Genomic DNA, 14,968 nt, shown 5'->3' with positions numbered 1-14,968 from the left:
GGCTCGCATGGGGACACGTGTGCAACTGACTGCCCTGCGCGCAACGCACACAATGCCCCCGCATGACACCCGACGTGACCGAGCAAGAGGCCCCCTGCCGGTCGAAACCAGGAAGGGGCTGGCCTCCCCTAGCGAGCTACTGAGCTCTTTCAGCGTGGCCACTGAACGGGTGACGGGGTCGATGCCCGAAACGCACGAGGCTCCCGTGCCGTTGGAGGAGGTGTTCGAAGTCTCACCCCACAGGCACAGGAGCCGCGTTGGTTCCGTATTCTGCCGCACTCGATCTGCCCCACGCCCTGGTCGAGTGGGTCACCATGCTCATCGTCACCCGCGAGGGTGACCGCCGCTGCAAGCTCCCGCCGCACCAGCGTGCCCTGGTCGGCCTGGTGTACCTGCGCCGGCACGACACCCTCGCCCAGCTCGCTGCCGGGTTCGGCATCTCCGTCGGCACCGCCCACGCATACACGGCAGCCGTCGTCGATCTGCTCGCAGAGAGGGCACCTGGCCTGCTGCGCGCCTTGCGCGAGGCCAACCCGGACTACGTCCTGCTCGACGGCACCCTGGCCGAGTGCGACCGCGTTGGCGACAGCCGGGCCGACTTCTCCCACAAACACCGCCGACACGGGGTGAACGTGCAGGTGGTGACCGACCCGGTCGGGCAGCTGCTATGAATCTCGCCGACGCTGCCCGGCCGCGTGCACGATCTCACTGCGGCCCGCACCCACCGGATCATCCGGATCTGCGAACGCCAGGGCGTTCCCATCCTCGCCGACCGCGCCTACATGGGAGCCGGCCTCTGGGTGACGACACCTCTCAGACGCCCGCCGGGCCGCGACCTCACACCGACCCAGCACACCGTCAACCGAGCGCTGTCCACAGCACGGGCGCCGGTCGAGCGTGGCGTCGCACGACTGAAGTCGTGGCGGATCTTCCGCAGGTCCCGGTGCAGTCCGAATCGAATGCCGTCCATCTCCGCGGCAGTCCTCACTTTGGAGCGGCAGCTCTGAAAGAGCTCACTGATCAAGAGACGGGCCATTATGCGAAGGCGGGATCCAGTCAAGATGTGCCCGCAGCGGTTCAGCGGAATTCGATTGGGTGCACTGAAGCCTGGAGACGTGCAGCGGACACGAGCGACATACGTCAGTCAAATTCTTCGAGCTTGTATTTTGAGCGAACAGCACTACAAGTGGGGCTATTTCCGTCGATGGGTTGGAATGCCTTTGCGCAACTACGATCAAGGAGGTACATATTCCCCCCCGTGTAGCCGATGTCTACGCAATCGTAAGAGATGACGCCATTATGGGCCACGTCGTATTTGCCCAACTTATGGCATTTGTCATAAGACATGTTATGTCCTACGGTCCACCACATGTGTGCCGCTGCAGGCGGCGCAGAGACAGACATCGTGCCGCCGACGATCATTGCGGCAATGCCGATCCTTGCCATTACGGTACGCCACCGCTTCATACTTGTTCCCTTCATCGCTGTGTTGGGCCGCCAGCCCCTGATGGTTCCCTGCAAGCCCTTAGCGGAGGTAGGCGGATCTCGCACTCTCGGCGTCGTTGTCGATCGCGGCAGGCAGGTCGGGCTCGCGGGTCTGGATGCAGTAGGCGTAGCCCGAGCCGCCGTCGCCATCGAAGTCAGCACTGAGCTGACCATGGAGCGATAAACGAACGATAAATCAGCAGGCTAACAGTGATTCCTAATGCGGTCTGTCAAGCCGCGAGAGTGTTGGGCGGGGTGGGTTCGTAGCGCCGTCCGTCGCGTAGCAGGGCCCAGCGCTGGCCGCCACTGTCCCGCGCAGACGTGATGACCTGCACCGGCTCACCCGCGTATATCTGGCCGAGGATCCCCGAGCCGGTACCAGGCCCTATGCGCACCCGCAGCCCATCCACGGTCGCCGTGCGCGTCGTCGCGTAATTCACGGACTCGGTCACCGCACCGTGGGCCGACAACGGAGCCGGCGCACTCACCGCCACCCCGGACGGACCCGACGGAACCACCGCCGACGCCGCCGAGGCGCCCACCAGGCCGATGCCGGCCACCATCACACCAGACACAACCAGCGACCGCAGAACCTTACGACCCATGATCAACTTCCCTTCGCTCGAAACAGTGCGAGCGGTCTGGATCCGCTTCCACGGAGCCAGACACTCATCCGGATGAGTTGTCAGCATCAGATGCGAACCACGCTGATGTCAACCACTTATCCGCATGAGTCGAGAGTGTGTCCACAGAACGGAAGGCAGAGCCCCGCCCTCTGCCACAGAGCACGGCAGAGGGCGGAGACGCTTTCAGCGGCAGCAGGGACCGGGCCTCAGCCGGCGCCCATAGTTGCCCGCCACCGCCCGCGTGACAGGTGGCACACACCGTCGGGTGTGATCCTTACGTCCGCCCCGAGCAGCGGCAACACTCCTTCTGTGTTGAGTCTGTTCCGGATGCGCTCCAGCGCCTGCCAGAGTCGCTGCGGGCCGCCCTCGTGTACTTCCGGCGAGTCGGTCCACTCAGCGGACGCGCGCGCCCATGAACCGTCCGGGTGCACCAGGTATGCGGTCCGAGTCCGGCCGTGTGTCTCGTAGCCGAGTTCAACACCCGGTGTGGTGACTTCCAGCATGGATCGCAGTTCCCATGCATTGGCCACGTCCGCCACGGGGTAGCGCCCGGTGCTTCTCTTCTGTCCCTCGGCTGTGCGGGCGAGGGAGAACAGCTCCGTGAGGGCGGGTGGGTAGTCGTCGCCGGACCGGGTGAGCATGAAGCCCGCCATGTCCCGTTCGACCCGACCGACCACATCCCCATTCGGATGCTTCCACCCGGTCACGATCAGGGAAGTCCGCGCAAGGGTTGTTGCGACGCGTCCCCCAGGCACCAGTGCTGCGAGAACGGCCCGAAGCCCAGGGCCAGGCGGAAGCGCCACAGTGCACACCATCCGCTCGTACTTGCCAGGCACACGCTCGGTGGCGTCTGTCGTGAGGAGCTGCGGGTGGTAGCCCATGGAAGCCAGCCGTTCGCCCGCCGCGCTCGTCAGGTACGGGTCCACGTCCAGACTCCACACACACTGGTCGCCGATGCGATGTGATGCGTACGCGGTGAGCCCGCCGGCTCCCGTTCCCAGGTCCAGGAGGGGAAGCCCGTCTCCGAGCCGTGCGTGTCGGAGCATGCGCACGACCAGGCTCGGCAGCGTGGCAGACGAAGTGGGCACACCTGAAGGCTGATCACCGGGTTTCGCCAAGTCAGCATGGAGCCTGCCTACCTTGGTGATCAAGGACCGATCGGCGTAAGCGGCTTCCGCCCAGGCGACCGGATCGCTCGGACCGTCCCGCAGCACCCACTCCCCCGAGTCGTCCACCTCCCACCAGCGAGGAACCAACTCATGGCGAGGAACGCGGGCCACAGGCTCCAGCCATCGGGAATCAGGATCCGTCACCCGGTGCGCGAGCCGTTCCGCTTGCTCGTTCCATTCCATGCTGCCGAGCCTTTCAGTGGTCAGTACGCAGGGTCACACGCTTCGGTGTTCGCGGGATCGCAGTCGCCGGAGTCGTCCGGGGTACAGGCAGCGCGCGGAGCGGGGATCCTCGCCGAGAGTTCCGCCCACTGCGGACCGCCGAGCAGCTCGGCGAGACGGACCTTCTGCACGTTGCCCGCTGGGAAGTCGCGTGCCAGGACACAGCCGGCGAGGTCGCCGTTGGGCAGAATCGCCGCGCGGCCACGGGTGCACCGCCCGCACATCTCGTCCAGGGTCGCCGCGACTCCGGGCAGTTTCGCCCGTCCGACGGCGCGCACTCGATCCGTGTTGATGTGCTGCACGCCCATGGAAGCCAACTCCGCGCGTGCCTCGGCGACGTGCTGCCCAGGCAGGATGTCCACGATCCCGACGCGCACCCTGATTCCCCGGGTGACCGCTTCCTGGATGTTGCTCCGGGTACGGGCGTAACTCCCCCGTCGGCCAGTGATCTTGTCATGTTCGTCGGGGTCGCTGCTGTAGTAGCTGGTTCCCAGCGTCACGCCGTCCCGCTCGAACAGCTCCCACCACTGTGGCGCCACATGGAACAGGTTGGAGTACACCTCAACGTGCAGCCCGAGTGACAGTCCGAGTTCCGTGAACTCCTGCCAGTGCGGGTGGACAGTCGGCTCTCCGCCGATGAGCTGAACGGTTCGGATGCCGAGCGCGGCAGCATCCGTGATGACCTCGCGCCAGTTCTGCGGAGTCATGGAGCCGTGCGTGGCTTGAGGGCTGGACTCGGACAGGCAGTGCGTACAGGTGAGCTGGCACTTGCCGGTGAGTTCCAGCTCAAGAGACTCGATCCCCGCCACGGGGGCGCTTACAGACCTCTCCATGATCACGGTCACAGCCACACTCTCCTTCGTGTCGTGTCGTGCACTGACGTGCCGGGCTCTGGCGGCGTCCGATCGCCTCAAGAGCCCGTGGCGGATTGATCCACCAAGGGCGAGCAGTCCCCTTGCCCGGACTCGAACCGGGGTCTCTCCCGGGCGCTGCGGTGGTCTCGCGCGCCAGCGACGTCAAGTCGCCCCAAGGAGCGGGGAGGCTCTTCCTGACTGAGCTACAAGGGGATGGACGCCCGTGTCCGGGGTCGGACCGGATGACAGCCGACGCGGCCGTTGGGTTTCGCGATTCGGCTGTGATTCACGGGCCCTCCATCGGTCAACGCGGGACCTGCTTGGGGATCGCCCACCAGGACCACCGACAGAGGAAGTGAAACCCGCCCTGGCCGGAGATCAGGGGGGAGGGGTCATCCGGCCAGAGCGGGGGCTCAGGGGGAACTGGATCCACTCGCGATGGCTGACACGATCACGGTCACTGCCGATCCCCAGATCACCAGGAGCAGCACCCCGCCCCAGAAGGGGCCGTCGGCACTGAAGCGCCAGGTACGTAATCGCCGATGGGTACCCGTCGCGCGGTAGTCCAGTTGCGGAGGCCACTTGGTCACCGCTAGGCCACCCTTCGTGAGGTCTGCTCAGGGACAGCACGTTGCGTCCGCCGGTCGTCCGGGTGGCCATGGATCATGTGCGCGTGTGCGGCGCGCACGAGGTTGCCCGCTGCCTGCGGATCACCCAGGAGCACGACCGCCTGGAGCACGGCGCGCAGCCGCTCGCACATGACGCAGCGTTCCGGGTCCACAGACCCCGGACCAGGCGTCGTCAGGTCAGTCAGCATCGGTTGTCGGTCCGTCCCATAGCGCCGGCGGAAGTCACCACGGCAGTCTCCTTCGAGGTCACGCGCACCGCTCCCACGTGTGGCCGCCCCGATGCGCGGCAGGCAGCCCACAGAGCGCGCCGGCCACGGAACTGCCGTCCTGTGACGGACGGTACGACTCGCAGTCGGCGATGGGCTGCACTGTGATGCCGTCGCCCTCCCACATGACCCACACGGCCCCCTCGTTCAAGTTCCGCAAACGCGCGACGTGTTCGCCGTCGTCATGCTTGTCGAGTTCGCATGCCACGGAGACCGGCAACGGCGCCTCGTCCGGCAACCCGTCCGCGAACTCCAACGCTGCCGCACGCATCCCTTCGGGCACGTCCAGCCCGGTACCACACGTCATGGTGCACACCCTCTCTGTTTGCAGTGTCGGCACTCCGGGAGGCGGCACGGCGGGAGCGATCCGCAAGGAAACGCGATCACACCCGACGCCAAGTCGCGCGTGCCCCCAAGCGCCATCCACCAGTTCCCGTCCGAGGGCCGCTCAGCGCCCTCAACCGGGCCTGGACCGGGAAGGCTGGAGCGGCCACCGAGACGCCTCCCTGAAGGCGTCATGACTTGGCCGCAGTGGGGCACTCCGGGTGCACGTAGGGGCGACCGGTAGCGATACCGAACGGCGTCACGCGCCGCACGAGCTCAAGACTCAGAAACGGCTTGTGACACCTACGGCACTTCTCACCCTTGGGCGCGTACGTCGTGTATTCACGCTGCTGCGCGTCGGTACCCACGCCCGCACTCACAGCAATCCCTTGAGCCCGGTCTCAACATCACGCAGCACCCTGGGTGCTGGATCCGTGTAACCGGTCCGAGGCACCCACGCCGGGGCACTTCGCCAGAACTCGATCCTGAGTGCTTCCCGCTCCGCCGCCTCGTCAGTCTGGGGCGGAGCCGTCCCCTGATCGGACACAACCGCTCCTCTCCGTAGCGCTTCCACTACCAAGCAGATTCAGCGTGGCCTACAGTCACCGTGTCTTCAACGTTCCAGAAACGGAGGGCACATTGGTAAACCTGAAGGAGTTGAACCCGGACGCCTCGCCCCAAGCGGCGTACGGAGCGCGTCTTCGCAGCTCGCGGGAGGCACGCGGCTGGACCCAGGACGAGATGGCTGTCCAAGTGGGCTACTCGGGAAGACATATTTCGGCGGTTGAAACGGGCCGCAAGCCGCCAACTCTCCGCTTCTCGCGGAGCTTGGACACTCTTCTCGGGCTCAGTGGGACCGCCGACTCGTTCGAACGCGCGTGGGGCGAGATCCGAAATGGCAGCCTGCTGGAGGGCTTCCCGGAGTACTTAGGACAGGAGGCTCGCGCAGCAGAGATCCGGCTGTTTGATGTAGGAGTGATTCCCGGATTGCTCCAGACACCGGAATACGCAAGAGCCATCGAAGAAGGTCACGTGAAGCGGGGCACGCTCAGCCGCGAACAAGCCGCTGAGCGCGTTGAGTTTCTGGTGGAACGGCAAGCGGCCTTGGTACGACGTCCCCCACCGATGGTGATCGTTGTCCTGGATGAGAGCTGCATCCGGCGACCCATCGGAGGAGCGGACATCATGGAGAGTCAGTTGACCCGTCTGATCGAGTTCGCTGACCAGCCGGACACGGCACTCCAACTGGCCCCCTACTCCCTCGGCGAGCGCCGGCCGTTCAACCGGCTGGTTAATCTGCTGACTCTGCCCGACCGCTCCGTCATGTCCTACGTTGAGTCTGAGACCAACGGGCACTTGGACAGGGAGATCACATCTGTACTGCCGTTGGTGAGGGCCTACCATCAACTACAGGCCGAAGCACTTTCCCAGGCGGAATCAGTGGCCATGATCGAGCAGGTACGAAAGGGCACACCGTGACGACCGACTCCCTCCCCTTGACCTGGTTCAAGTCCTCCTACAGCGGCAGCGGCGGTTCCTGCGTCGAGGTCGCTTACGGCATTCCCGGAGTGGTCCCCGTCCGTGACTCCAAGAACCTCGGCGGTCCGGTTCTGGAAGTCCCCACCGACGCGTTCACGTCCTTCGTTACAGGCGTCAAGGCCGGAGCCTTCGGCACTGTGTGATGGCATCCCGGCATACGCCGGCACTGAAGCCCCGTCAGGCATCCCTTCGTCTGGCGGGGCTCTCCTCTGTGCCGACCCGCCATGGGCGCCGCCGAAGCCGTGTGCTGTCCGGGGCGTCTGCGGTATCTTATGACCCGGTACGTAGCAACACGGTTGCGTATTCCCACTTGGTCATGTGGCCGACTTTATCCGTTGCCCGGAGGGGGCCATGCGGCCGACTGCTCTCAGGTTGTCCACAGGCTGCCGCGTGACTCGCGCGGCGACTGGTTAGGCTCGAAGGTGTGAGCAGGCTCCAGGTCGTCAGCGGCAAGGGCGGGACCGGAAAGACCACGGTCGCCGCCGCGCTCGCCCTCGCCCTCGCCACCGAGGGGAAGCGGACGCTTCTCGTCGAGGTCGAGGGCAGGCAGGGCATCGCGCAGCTCTTCGAAACAGAGGCGCTGCCCTACGAGGAGCGGAAGATCGCCGTCGCTCCTGGGGGCGGGGAGGTGTATGCCCTCGCCATCGATCCCGAACTGGCCCTTCTGGACTACCTCCAGATGTTCTACAAGATGGGCGGCGCGGGCCGGGCCCTGAAAAAGCTCGGCGCCATCGACTTCGCCACCACCGTCGCGCCGGGGCTGAGAGACGTCCTTCTCACTGGCAAGGCCTGCGAGGCCGTGCGGCGCAAGGACAAGGCCGGGCGGTTCGTCTACGACTGTGTCGTCATGGACGCGCCGCCGACCGGGCGCATCACCCGCTTCCTCAATGTCAACGACGAGGTCGCCGGGCTCGCCAGGATCGGGCCGATACACAATCAGGCGCAGGCCGTGATGCGGGTGCTGAAGTCGTCCGAGACGGCCGTGCACCTGGTGACACTGCTGGAGGAGATGCCCGTCCAGGAGACCGCGGACGGCCTCGCCGAGCTGGAGGCGGCGCGGCTTCCGGTGGGCCGGATCATCGTGAACATGGTGCGGCCCGAGGTGTTGGACGCGGCCGACCTGGAACTCGTACGCAGTGTGCCGCGCGTGGCCGTCGCCAAGTCGCTGTCCTCGGCCGGGCTCGGCGGGGCGCGGCGCGGCGGGAACGCCGAGAAGCTGGTGGATCCGCTGCTGACACAGGCCGACGAGTACGCCGAGCGGTACGCGCTGGAGCACGAGCAGCGGGCGGTCCTGGACGAGTTGGGGCTGCCGGTGCACGAACTGCCGTTGTTCGCCGAGGGCATGGACCTGGCAGGTCTGTACGAACTCGCGGGCGAGCTGCGGGAACAGGGCCTGACGTGAGTCCGTTCACAAGTCGGGAGCCGTACGCGGTACGTCGGAAGCAGGGGATGTCATGAGTCGTCCGGAAGCGGCCCACGCGCACGACAGCGCCCGCCACGGTCCCCCGCGCCTGTCCCCCGCGCGCGTGCTCGACCTCGACCCGGTGCTCGACGACCCGAAGACCCGCATCGTGGTGTGCTGCGGTTCGGGCGGCGTCGGCAAGACCACGACCGCGGCGGCGCTGGGGCTGCGGGCCGCCGAGCGGGGGCGCAAGGTGGTCGTGCTGACCATCGACCCGGCCCGCCGCCTCGCCCAGTCGATGGGCATCGACTCGCTGGACAACACTCCGCGCCGGGTGAAGGGCGTCGAGGGCGACGGCGAGCTGCACGCGATGATGCTCGACATGAAGCGCACCTTCGACGAGATCGTCGAGGCGCACGCGGACCCGGAGCGGGCGTCCGCGATCCTGGGCAACCCCTTCTACCAGTCGCTCTCGGCGGGCTTCGCGGGCACGCAGGAGTACATGGCGATGGAGAAGCTGGGCCAGCTGCGGGCCAGGGACGAGTGGGATCTCATCGTCGTCGACACGCCCCCGTCCCGCTCGGCGCTGGACTTCCTGGACGCGCCCAAGCGGCTCGGCTCGTTCCTGGACGGCAAGCTGATCCGTGTCCTGCTGGCCCCGGCGAAGGTCGGCGGCCGCGCGGGGATGAAGTTTTTGAACGTCGGCATGTCGATGATGACGGGCGCGCTGGGCAAGCTGCTCGGCGGTCAGCTACTGAAGGACGTGCAGACGTTCGTGGCCGCCATGGACTCGATGTTCGGCGGGTTCCGCACACGCGCGGACGCGACGTACAAGCTGCTTCAGGCGCCCGGGACGGCGTTCCTGGTGGTGGCGGCGCCGGAGCGGGACGCGCTGCGCGAGGCCGCGTACTTCGTGGAGCGGCTGGCCGCCGAGGACATGCCGCTGGCCGGTCTGGTGCTCAACCGGGTCCACGGCAGCGGCGCCGACCGGCTGTCCGCCGAGCGGGCGCTCGCCGCCGCGGAAAATCTTGAAGAGCCCCGCATTGTGGATCAGGAGGGCGGGAAAGCTGGACTTCGTAACTCCCCCGACATGTACGGCAGTTCAGAATCGGCCGCTTCCGCGGCACCGGCTCCCGACGCAGGCTCCCCCGCCGCCACGGACACCGAGCGCACCACGGACACCGAGCCCACCGCGGCCACGGACGAACCGAAGTCCGTCACCCCACACGTCGAGCGGTCCGTCGACCAACTCACCGCAGGGCTGTTGAGGCTGCACGCCGACCGCATGCGGCTGCTCTCGCGCGAGCAGCGCACGCGCGACCGCTTCACCGCGCTGCACCCCGAGGTGGCGGTCGCCGAAGTGGCCGCGCTGCCCGGCGATGTGCATGACCTCGCGGGACTGCGCGACATCGGAGACCGGCTCGCGGCCCATCGGCCGGAGCTGCCGGATCCCGCGGTCGACGCGTGAATGCCGGAGGGAGTCCCGTGGGCCCGCCCGAGGCAGGCCCGTGGATCTGCCTGCCTGAATCGGCGCCCCAGGGGTGACCGCTCGGCCCCCTCAGCTCACCGCCGCGTAGTCCTCGTACACCTCGTCGTCGTCGAGCGGCAGAATGCCCGCCCCTCGCTCGTACTCCGTACGCGCCGTCTCCAACAGCCGGCGCCAGGAGGTCACGGTGGGCCGCCTGCGCAGCAGTGCGCGGCGCTCCCGCTCCGTCATTCCTCCCCACACGCCGAACTCGACGCGGTTGTCGAGCGCGTCCGCCAGGCACTCCGTGCGCACCGGGCATCCGGTGCACACCGCCTTGGCCCTGTTCTGCGCTGCTCCCTGAACGAACAGTTCATCCGGATCGGTAGTGCGGCAGGCCGCCTGCGCACTCCAGTCGACTACCCAGCCCATACCGGCGCCGTCCTCTCCCGAATCGAGGCTCCCCCACGGCGGCAGCGGCATATTCACCGCCGCCAGTTGAGGACGTTACGGAAGGTGGGCACAGCGCAACACCCCCTTCGGGCCCAATCTTGAATGGCCCGAACGGACTATGCGTAAGCGGCAGATCACCCGGGGGAGTGAGCTGGCGACATACACGACCTTCCCGGCAAACCGGGACAGTTCTGTTGAGTCACAACGGACGCCGGGTGACACACAAGGCGGATTCGGACACGCGCCCACCAAAAAAGTGGGGAACCTCCGCAACGATTCGGGGTCGCCGGACGTATTGATACGTGGCCGCACTGCTGTGACAGTTGAGAGCAGCTTAGGCCAACGCCTGCGCGCCTGTCCGGGAAACGGGCTGTCTCACCTCGGCTCGCCATGCCCGTCGGTCGCGCGCTCCCGCACGGTCGGCCCTCGGTTCGCTCATGTCTACGGTTTAGGCTGCCTCCATGCCAAAGAAGCGCTCGGGCGGTGGTCTGTCGTCAACGCAGCAGGCCGCCAAGTTCCTCGGTGTCAGTGTGCTCGCGGGAGCCGTACTGGCCGGTATCGCACTGCCCGCCGTCGGCGCGCTGGGGCTTGCCGCCAAGGGTTCGGTCGAGAGTTTCGACGAACTCCCGGCCAACCTCAAGACGCCACCGCTGAGCCAGCGCACCACGATCCTCGACGCCAAGGGCGGCACGATCGCCACGGTCTACTCACGCGACCGTACGGTGGTCGACCTCAAGGACATCTCGCCGTACATGCAGAAGGCGATCGTCGCGATCGAGGACGCCCGCTTCTACCAGCACGGCGCGATCGACCTGAAGGGCGTCCTCCGCGCCCTCAACCGCAACGCCCAGAGCGGCGGCGTCAGCGAGGGCGCGTCCACGCTGACCCAGCAGTACGTGAAGAACGTCTTCGTCGAGGAGGCGGGTGACGACCCGACGAAGGTCGCGCAGGCCACCCAGCAGACCCTCGGCCGCAAGATCAAGGAACTGAAGTACGCGATCCAGGTCGAGGAAGAACTCGGCAAGAAGAAGATCCTCGAGAACTACCTGAACATCACCTTCTTCGGCCAGCAGGCGTACGGCGTCGAGGCCGCGGCCCAGCGCTACTTCTCCAAGTCCGCCAAGAACCTCACGCTCGCCCAGGCCGCGCTGCTGGCCGGCATCGTCCAGTCGCCGAGCCGCTACGACCCCATCAACGACGAGGCCGAGGCCACCAAGCGGCGCAGCGTCGTCCTCCAGCGCATGGCCGACGTCGGCGACGTCTCCCAGGAAGAGGCCGACAAGGCCAAGAAGGCGCCGCTGGGCCTGAAGGTCAGCAAGCCCAACAACGGCTGCATCACCGCGGTCAAGGGCGCCAGTTTCTTCTGCAAGTACGTCGAGAAGGTCTTCAAGAGCGACCCGGTCTTCGGCAAGAACCGCGAGGCCCGCGCCAAGATCTGGAACCAGGGCGGCCTGACCATCACGACGACCCTCGACCCGCAGGCCCAGGAGTCCGTCCAGGCCTCGCTCAAGGACCACGTCAACCAGGACGACAAGGTCGCCGCGGCGACCACCCTGGTCGAGCCCGGCACCGGCAAGATCGTCGGCATGGGCCAGTCGAAGCCGTACGGCTACGGCAAGAACGAGACCGAGCTCAACTACTCGGTCGACTCGGCGTACGGCGGCTCCAACTTCGGCTTCCCGACCGGCTCGACGTTCAAGCCGTTCGTCGCGGCGGCCGCGCTGGAGGAGGGCCGGCCACCGACGCAGCAGTACTCGTCGCCGTACGAGATGGAGTACCCGAGCCCGGTCCAGACCTGCGACAGCAAGCCGTGGACCAACCTGCGCGGCGAGAAGCTGGAGAACGAGAGCGAGTCGGAGCACGGCCCCTACCGCCTGAAGAAGGCGATGGAGCTGTCGGTCAACACCTACTTCGTGCAGATGATCGCCGACATCGGCCTGTGCCCCGTGGTCAACATCACCGACAAGCTCCAGGTCCGCCAGGGCAACGGTGACAAGCTCCCCGAGCGCCCGGCCATCGCCCTCGGCTCCGTCGGCCTCTCCCCGCTGACGATGGCCAGCGCGTACGCCGCCTTCGCCTCCCGCGGCATGTACTGCACGCCGATCGCCATCGAGTCGATCTCGCAGAAGGCCGGCGGCCGGCAGAAGTCCCTCGAGGTGCCGAAGTCGACCTGCTCGCGCGCGATGTCCGAGCAGACCGCGGACACCATCAACAACCTGCTCCAGGGCGTGGTCGACTCCGGTACCGGCAAGGAGGCCGGTCTCACCGACCGCGACAGCGCCGGTAAGACGGGTACGACGGACGAGCGCCGCAACGCCTGGTTCGTCGGCTACACGCCGAACCTCTCGGGCGCCGTCTGGGTCGGCAGCGCCACCCAGAAGGTCAAGATGCAGAGGATCTACATCGGCGGCGAGTACCACGACCTCGTCTACGGCGGCCGGGTCCCCGGGCCGATCTGGAGGGACGCCATGATCGGCGCCCTGGAGGGCAAGCCCGTCGACCGGTTCAACAGGGTCCACATCCCCGACGACGAGGACCGCGACCAGGGCCGCGGTGACGAGGACGGCGACGACAACGGCGACGACGGGAACAACGGCGACAACGGCGGCCTCGTCGGCGGCCTGATCGGCGGCGGGGACAACGGTGGAAACAACGGCGGCACGGACGGCGGCACCTTCCCGACGCCGACCTTCTCGATCCCCGAGGGCTGGTGGCAGGGCCAGTCGAACGGGAACGCCAACGGGGGCCGCGACTGAGGCGGTGACCCGACCGGACCGGCCCGAGGGTCCGTGACAGGACGACGGCCCCTGTCCCTTCGTACGAGGGGACAGGGGCCGTCGCCTATGGGCCTGGTGGCCCTGCTACGTCAGCGTCAGCCGGCCAGCAGCTTCTTGACCGCCGCGGCGACGCGGCCGCCCTCGGCCAGACCCGCGACCTTCGGGTTCACGATCTTCATGACGGCGCCCATGGCCCGCGGGCCCTCGGCGCCGGCCGCCTTGGCCTCCTCGACGGCCTGGGCGACGATCTGGTTCAGCTCGTCTTCGCTGAGCTGCTTCGGCAGGTAGGTGGCGAGGATCTCGCCCTCCGCCTTCTCCCGCTCGGCCTGCTCGGTGCGACCACCCTGCGCGAAGGCGTCGGCCGCCTCGCGGCGCTTCTTCGCCTCGCGGGTGATCACCTTCTGCACCTCGTCGTCGGAGAGCTCGCGCTTCTCCTTGCCCGCGACCTCCTCCTTGGTGATCGCGGCGAGCGTCAGCCGGAGCGTCGAGGAGCGGAGCTCGTCGCGTGCCTTGATCGCGGAGTTGAGGTCTTCCTGGAGCTTCGACTTGAGCGTGGTCATGCCGTTGATTGTCGCAGGTGTGGGCAGCGGAACGCCCGTTGATTTCAAGGGGCGTGTGCGCAGGGGCGCCGTGTCGGCGGATGGGGGAGGGGTGGGGAGGAGCCCGGCCGGCCCGGGATGGCGCGGGGACGGCCGGGCCGGGTGGGGTAGCGACGGACTGGACGGGGCGCTCCCCCGGGTCTGACACGATGGTCGTATGCGCGCGCGATATGGAGTACCCCTGGGAATCACGGCGGTTGGCGCCGCCGGTCTGCTGTATTCGGCGGGTTTCGAGGCCCGTTCCTTCCGCTTGCGACGGGTGACGATTCCCGTCCTGCCCGCGGGCATGCGTCCGCTGCGCGTGCTCCAGGTCTCCGACATCCACATGGTCGGCGGCCAGCGCAAGAAGCAGCGCTGGCTGCGCTCGCTGGCGGGCCTGCGCCCCGACTTCGTGATCAACACGGGCGACAACCTGTCCGACCCCGAGGGCGTGCCGGAGGTGCTGGACGCGCTGGGCCCGCTGATGGAGTTCCCGGGCGCGTACGTCTTCGGCTCGAACGACTACTACGGCCCCAAGCTGCGCAACCCCGCCCGCTACCTGCTGGAGAAGACCCAGGGCCGCCACGGCCTGAACGGCAACCCGCCCGCCGTCGGCGCGCTCCACAACCCCTGGGAGGACCTGCGCGACGGCTTCGACGCCGCGGGCTGGCTCAACCTGACGAACACGCGCGGGACGCTGAAGGTCGAGGGCGTGTCGGTGGAGCTCACCGGCCTGGACGACCCGCACATCAGGAGGGACCGCTACGAGCAGGTGGCGGGCGGCCCGTCCGGCGCCGCCGACTTCGCGATGGGCGTGGTCCACGCCCCGTACCTGCGTGTCCTGGACGCGTACACCGCCGACGACTACCCCCTGGTCCTGGCCGGCCACACCCACGGCGGCCAGCTCCGCATCCCCTTCTACGGCGCCCTGGTCACCAACTGCGACCTGGACACGGACCGTGCGAGGGGCCTGTCCGCGCACACGGCTGAGGGCCGTACGTCCTACCTCCACGTCTCGGCGGGCTGCGGCACGAACCGCTATACGCCGTTCCGCTTCGCGTGCCCGCCCGAGGCGACGTTGCTGACGCTGGTGGGGCGGGAGTAGTCGCTGACGGGGTTATGGCGGCCCGGTCGGTGCCGGGGGTGCGGCGACGCCGTCGGCATGGGTGAGGCGGCGTG

At 67.5% G+C, this 14,968-nt stretch carries 12 protein-coding genes, 1 tRNA gene and 1 pseudogene; 7 read left to right on the top strand and 7 right to left on the bottom strand.

What is annotated here, in order from left to right:
• Window positions 1-257 precede the first annotated feature (257 nt).
• Window positions 258-1,007 (top strand): annotated as a pseudogene (locus ACFU95_RS24555) (transposase family protein).
• Window positions 1,008-1,715: 708 nt separating this feature from the next.
• On the opposite strand, the gene ACFU95_RS24550 reads toward ACFU95_RS24555, so the two are convergent.
• The 5 genes from ACFU95_RS24550 to ACFU95_RS24530 all read right to left on the bottom strand — a co-directional run bounded on the left by ACFU95_RS24550 (window position 1,716) and on the right by ACFU95_RS24530 (window position 5,558).
• Window positions 1,716-2,090, bottom strand: a complete 375-nt coding sequence (locus ACFU95_RS24550; RefSeq protein ID WP_383831334.1) for an SH3 domain-containing protein — start codon at window positions 2,088-2,090, stop codon at window positions 1,716-1,718.
• Window positions 2,091-2,317: 227 nt separating this feature from the next.
• Complete coding sequence (locus ACFU95_RS24545) at window positions 2,318-3,463, bottom strand: methyltransferase type 11 (protein WP_383831332.1); 1,146 nt, start codon at window positions 3,461-3,463, stop codon at window positions 2,318-2,320.
• Between the two features lie 20 nt (window positions 3,464-3,483).
• Window positions 3,484-4,335: a radical SAM/SPASM domain-containing protein gene (locus ACFU95_RS24540; RefSeq protein ID WP_383831330.1), complete on the bottom strand. Its 852-nt coding sequence runs from the start codon at window positions 4,333-4,335 to the stop codon at window positions 3,484-3,486.
• 117 nt (window positions 4,336-4,452) lie between these two features.
• Window positions 4,453-4,569, bottom strand: a tRNA-OTHER gene (locus ACFU95_RS24535).
• 662 nt (window positions 4,570-5,231) lie between these two features.
• Window positions 5,232-5,558 (bottom strand): hypothetical protein, encoded by a 327-nt coding sequence (locus ACFU95_RS24530; RefSeq protein WP_383831328.1) that lies wholly within the window; start codon window positions 5,556-5,558, stop codon window positions 5,232-5,234.
• 656 nt (window positions 5,559-6,214) lie between these two features.
• On the opposite strand from ACFU95_RS24530, the gene ACFU95_RS24525 reads away from it, so the two are divergent.
• The 4 genes from ACFU95_RS24525 (at window position 6,215) to ACFU95_RS24510 (ending at window position 9,984) form a co-directional block, all read left to right on the top strand.
• Entirely contained in the window at window positions 6,215-7,054 is an 840-nt protein-coding gene (locus tag ACFU95_RS24525) for a Scr1 family TA system antitoxin-like transcriptional regulator (protein WP_383831376.1), read from the top strand.
• On the top strand, window positions 7,051-7,257 hold the full coding sequence (locus tag ACFU95_RS24520) for a DUF397 domain-containing protein (RefSeq protein WP_383831326.1): 207 nt from the start codon (window positions 7,051-7,053) through the stop codon (window positions 7,255-7,257). Before ACFU95_RS24525 ends, ACFU95_RS24520 begins: the two co-directional genes overlap by 4 nt.
• Window positions 7,258-7,538: 281 nt before the next feature.
• Window positions 7,539-8,516 carry an ArsA family ATPase gene (locus tag ACFU95_RS24515; RefSeq protein ID WP_383831324.1) on the top strand — a complete coding sequence of 326 codons (978 nt, stop codon included), beginning with the start codon at window positions 7,539-7,541 and terminating at the stop codon, window positions 8,514-8,516.
• A 52-nt stretch (window positions 8,517-8,568) separates the two neighbouring features.
• Window positions 8,569-9,984, top strand: a complete 1,416-nt coding sequence (locus ACFU95_RS24510) for an ArsA family ATPase (RefSeq protein WP_383831322.1) — start codon at window positions 8,569-8,571, stop codon at window positions 9,982-9,984.
• 90 nt (window positions 9,985-10,074) lie between these two features.
• Here ACFU95_RS24510 and wblA read toward each other — a convergent pair whose 3' ends face one another.
• Window positions 10,075-10,413 carry a transcriptional regulator WblA gene (gene wblA / locus ACFU95_RS24505; RefSeq protein ID WP_383831320.1) on the bottom strand — a complete coding sequence of 113 codons (339 nt, stop codon included), beginning with the start codon at window positions 10,411-10,413 and terminating at the stop codon, window positions 10,075-10,077.
• Window positions 10,414-10,895: 482 nt separating this feature from the next.
• On the opposite strand from wblA, the gene ACFU95_RS24500 reads away from it, so the two are divergent.
• Window positions 10,896-13,190, top strand: a complete 2,295-nt coding sequence (locus ACFU95_RS24500) for a transglycosylase domain-containing protein (RefSeq protein ID WP_383831318.1) — start codon at window positions 10,896-10,898, stop codon at window positions 13,188-13,190.
• Between the two features lie 116 nt (window positions 13,191-13,306).
• Here the strand turns inward: ACFU95_RS24500 and ACFU95_RS24495 are convergent, their stop codons facing one another.
• Window positions 13,307-13,771, bottom strand: coding sequence for a GatB/YqeY domain-containing protein (locus tag ACFU95_RS24495; RefSeq protein ID WP_383831316.1), 465 nt, complete (start codon window positions 13,769-13,771; stop codon window positions 13,307-13,309).
• A gap of 196 nt (window positions 13,772-13,967) precedes the next feature.
• Here ACFU95_RS24495 and ACFU95_RS24490 point away from each other — a divergent pair, with 196 nt between their 5' ends.
• Window positions 13,968-14,894 carry a metallophosphoesterase gene (locus tag ACFU95_RS24490; protein ID WP_383831314.1) on the top strand — a complete coding sequence of 309 codons (927 nt, stop codon included), beginning with the start codon at window positions 13,968-13,970 and terminating at the stop codon, window positions 14,892-14,894.
• The last annotated feature ends 74 nt before the right edge of the window (window positions 14,895-14,968 follow it).

This window comes from Streptomyces sp. NPDC057623 (assembly GCF_042800355.1).
Classification (GTDB): domain Bacteria; phylum Actinomycetota; class Actinomycetes; order Streptomycetales; family Streptomycetaceae; genus Streptomyces.
This window is presented reverse-complemented; position numbering and strand designations above follow the sequence as displayed.

What these genes read in the sequence shown, in the direction of transcription:
- ACFU95_RS24540 (WP_383831330.1), bottom strand. Translation starts at nt 4,335, where the DNA reads ATGGAGAGGTCTGTAAGCGCCCCCGTGGCGGGGATCGAGTCTCTTGAG.
- ACFU95_RS24530 (WP_383831328.1), bottom strand. Translation starts at nt 5,558, where the DNA reads ATGACGTGTGGTACCGGGCTGGACGTGCCCGAAGGGATGCGTGCGGCA.
- ACFU95_RS24490 (WP_383831314.1), top strand. Translation starts at nt 13,968, where the DNA reads ATGCGCGCGCGATATGGAGTACCCCTGGGAATCACGGCGGTTGGCGCC.
- ACFU95_RS24550 (WP_383831334.1), bottom strand. Translation starts at nt 2,090, where the DNA reads ATGGGTCGTAAGGTTCTGCGGTCGCTGGTTGTGTCTGGTGTGATGGTG.
- ACFU95_RS24510 (WP_383831322.1), top strand. Translation starts at nt 8,569, where the DNA reads ATGAGTCGTCCGGAAGCGGCCCACGCGCACGACAGCGCCCGCCACGGT.
- ACFU95_RS24545 (WP_383831332.1), bottom strand. Translation starts at nt 3,463, where the DNA reads ATGGAATGGAACGAGCAAGCGGAACGGCTCGCGCACCGGGTGACGGAT.
- ACFU95_RS24500 (WP_383831318.1), top strand. Translation starts at nt 10,896, where the DNA reads ATGCCAAAGAAGCGCTCGGGCGGTGGTCTGTCGTCAACGCAGCAGGCC.
- wblA (WP_383831320.1), bottom strand. Translation starts at nt 10,413, where the DNA reads ATGGGCTGGGTAGTCGACTGGAGTGCGCAGGCGGCCTGCCGCACTACC.
- ACFU95_RS24495 (WP_383831316.1), bottom strand. Translation starts at nt 13,771, where the DNA reads ATGACCACGCTCAAGTCGAAGCTCCAGGAAGACCTCAACTCCGCGATC.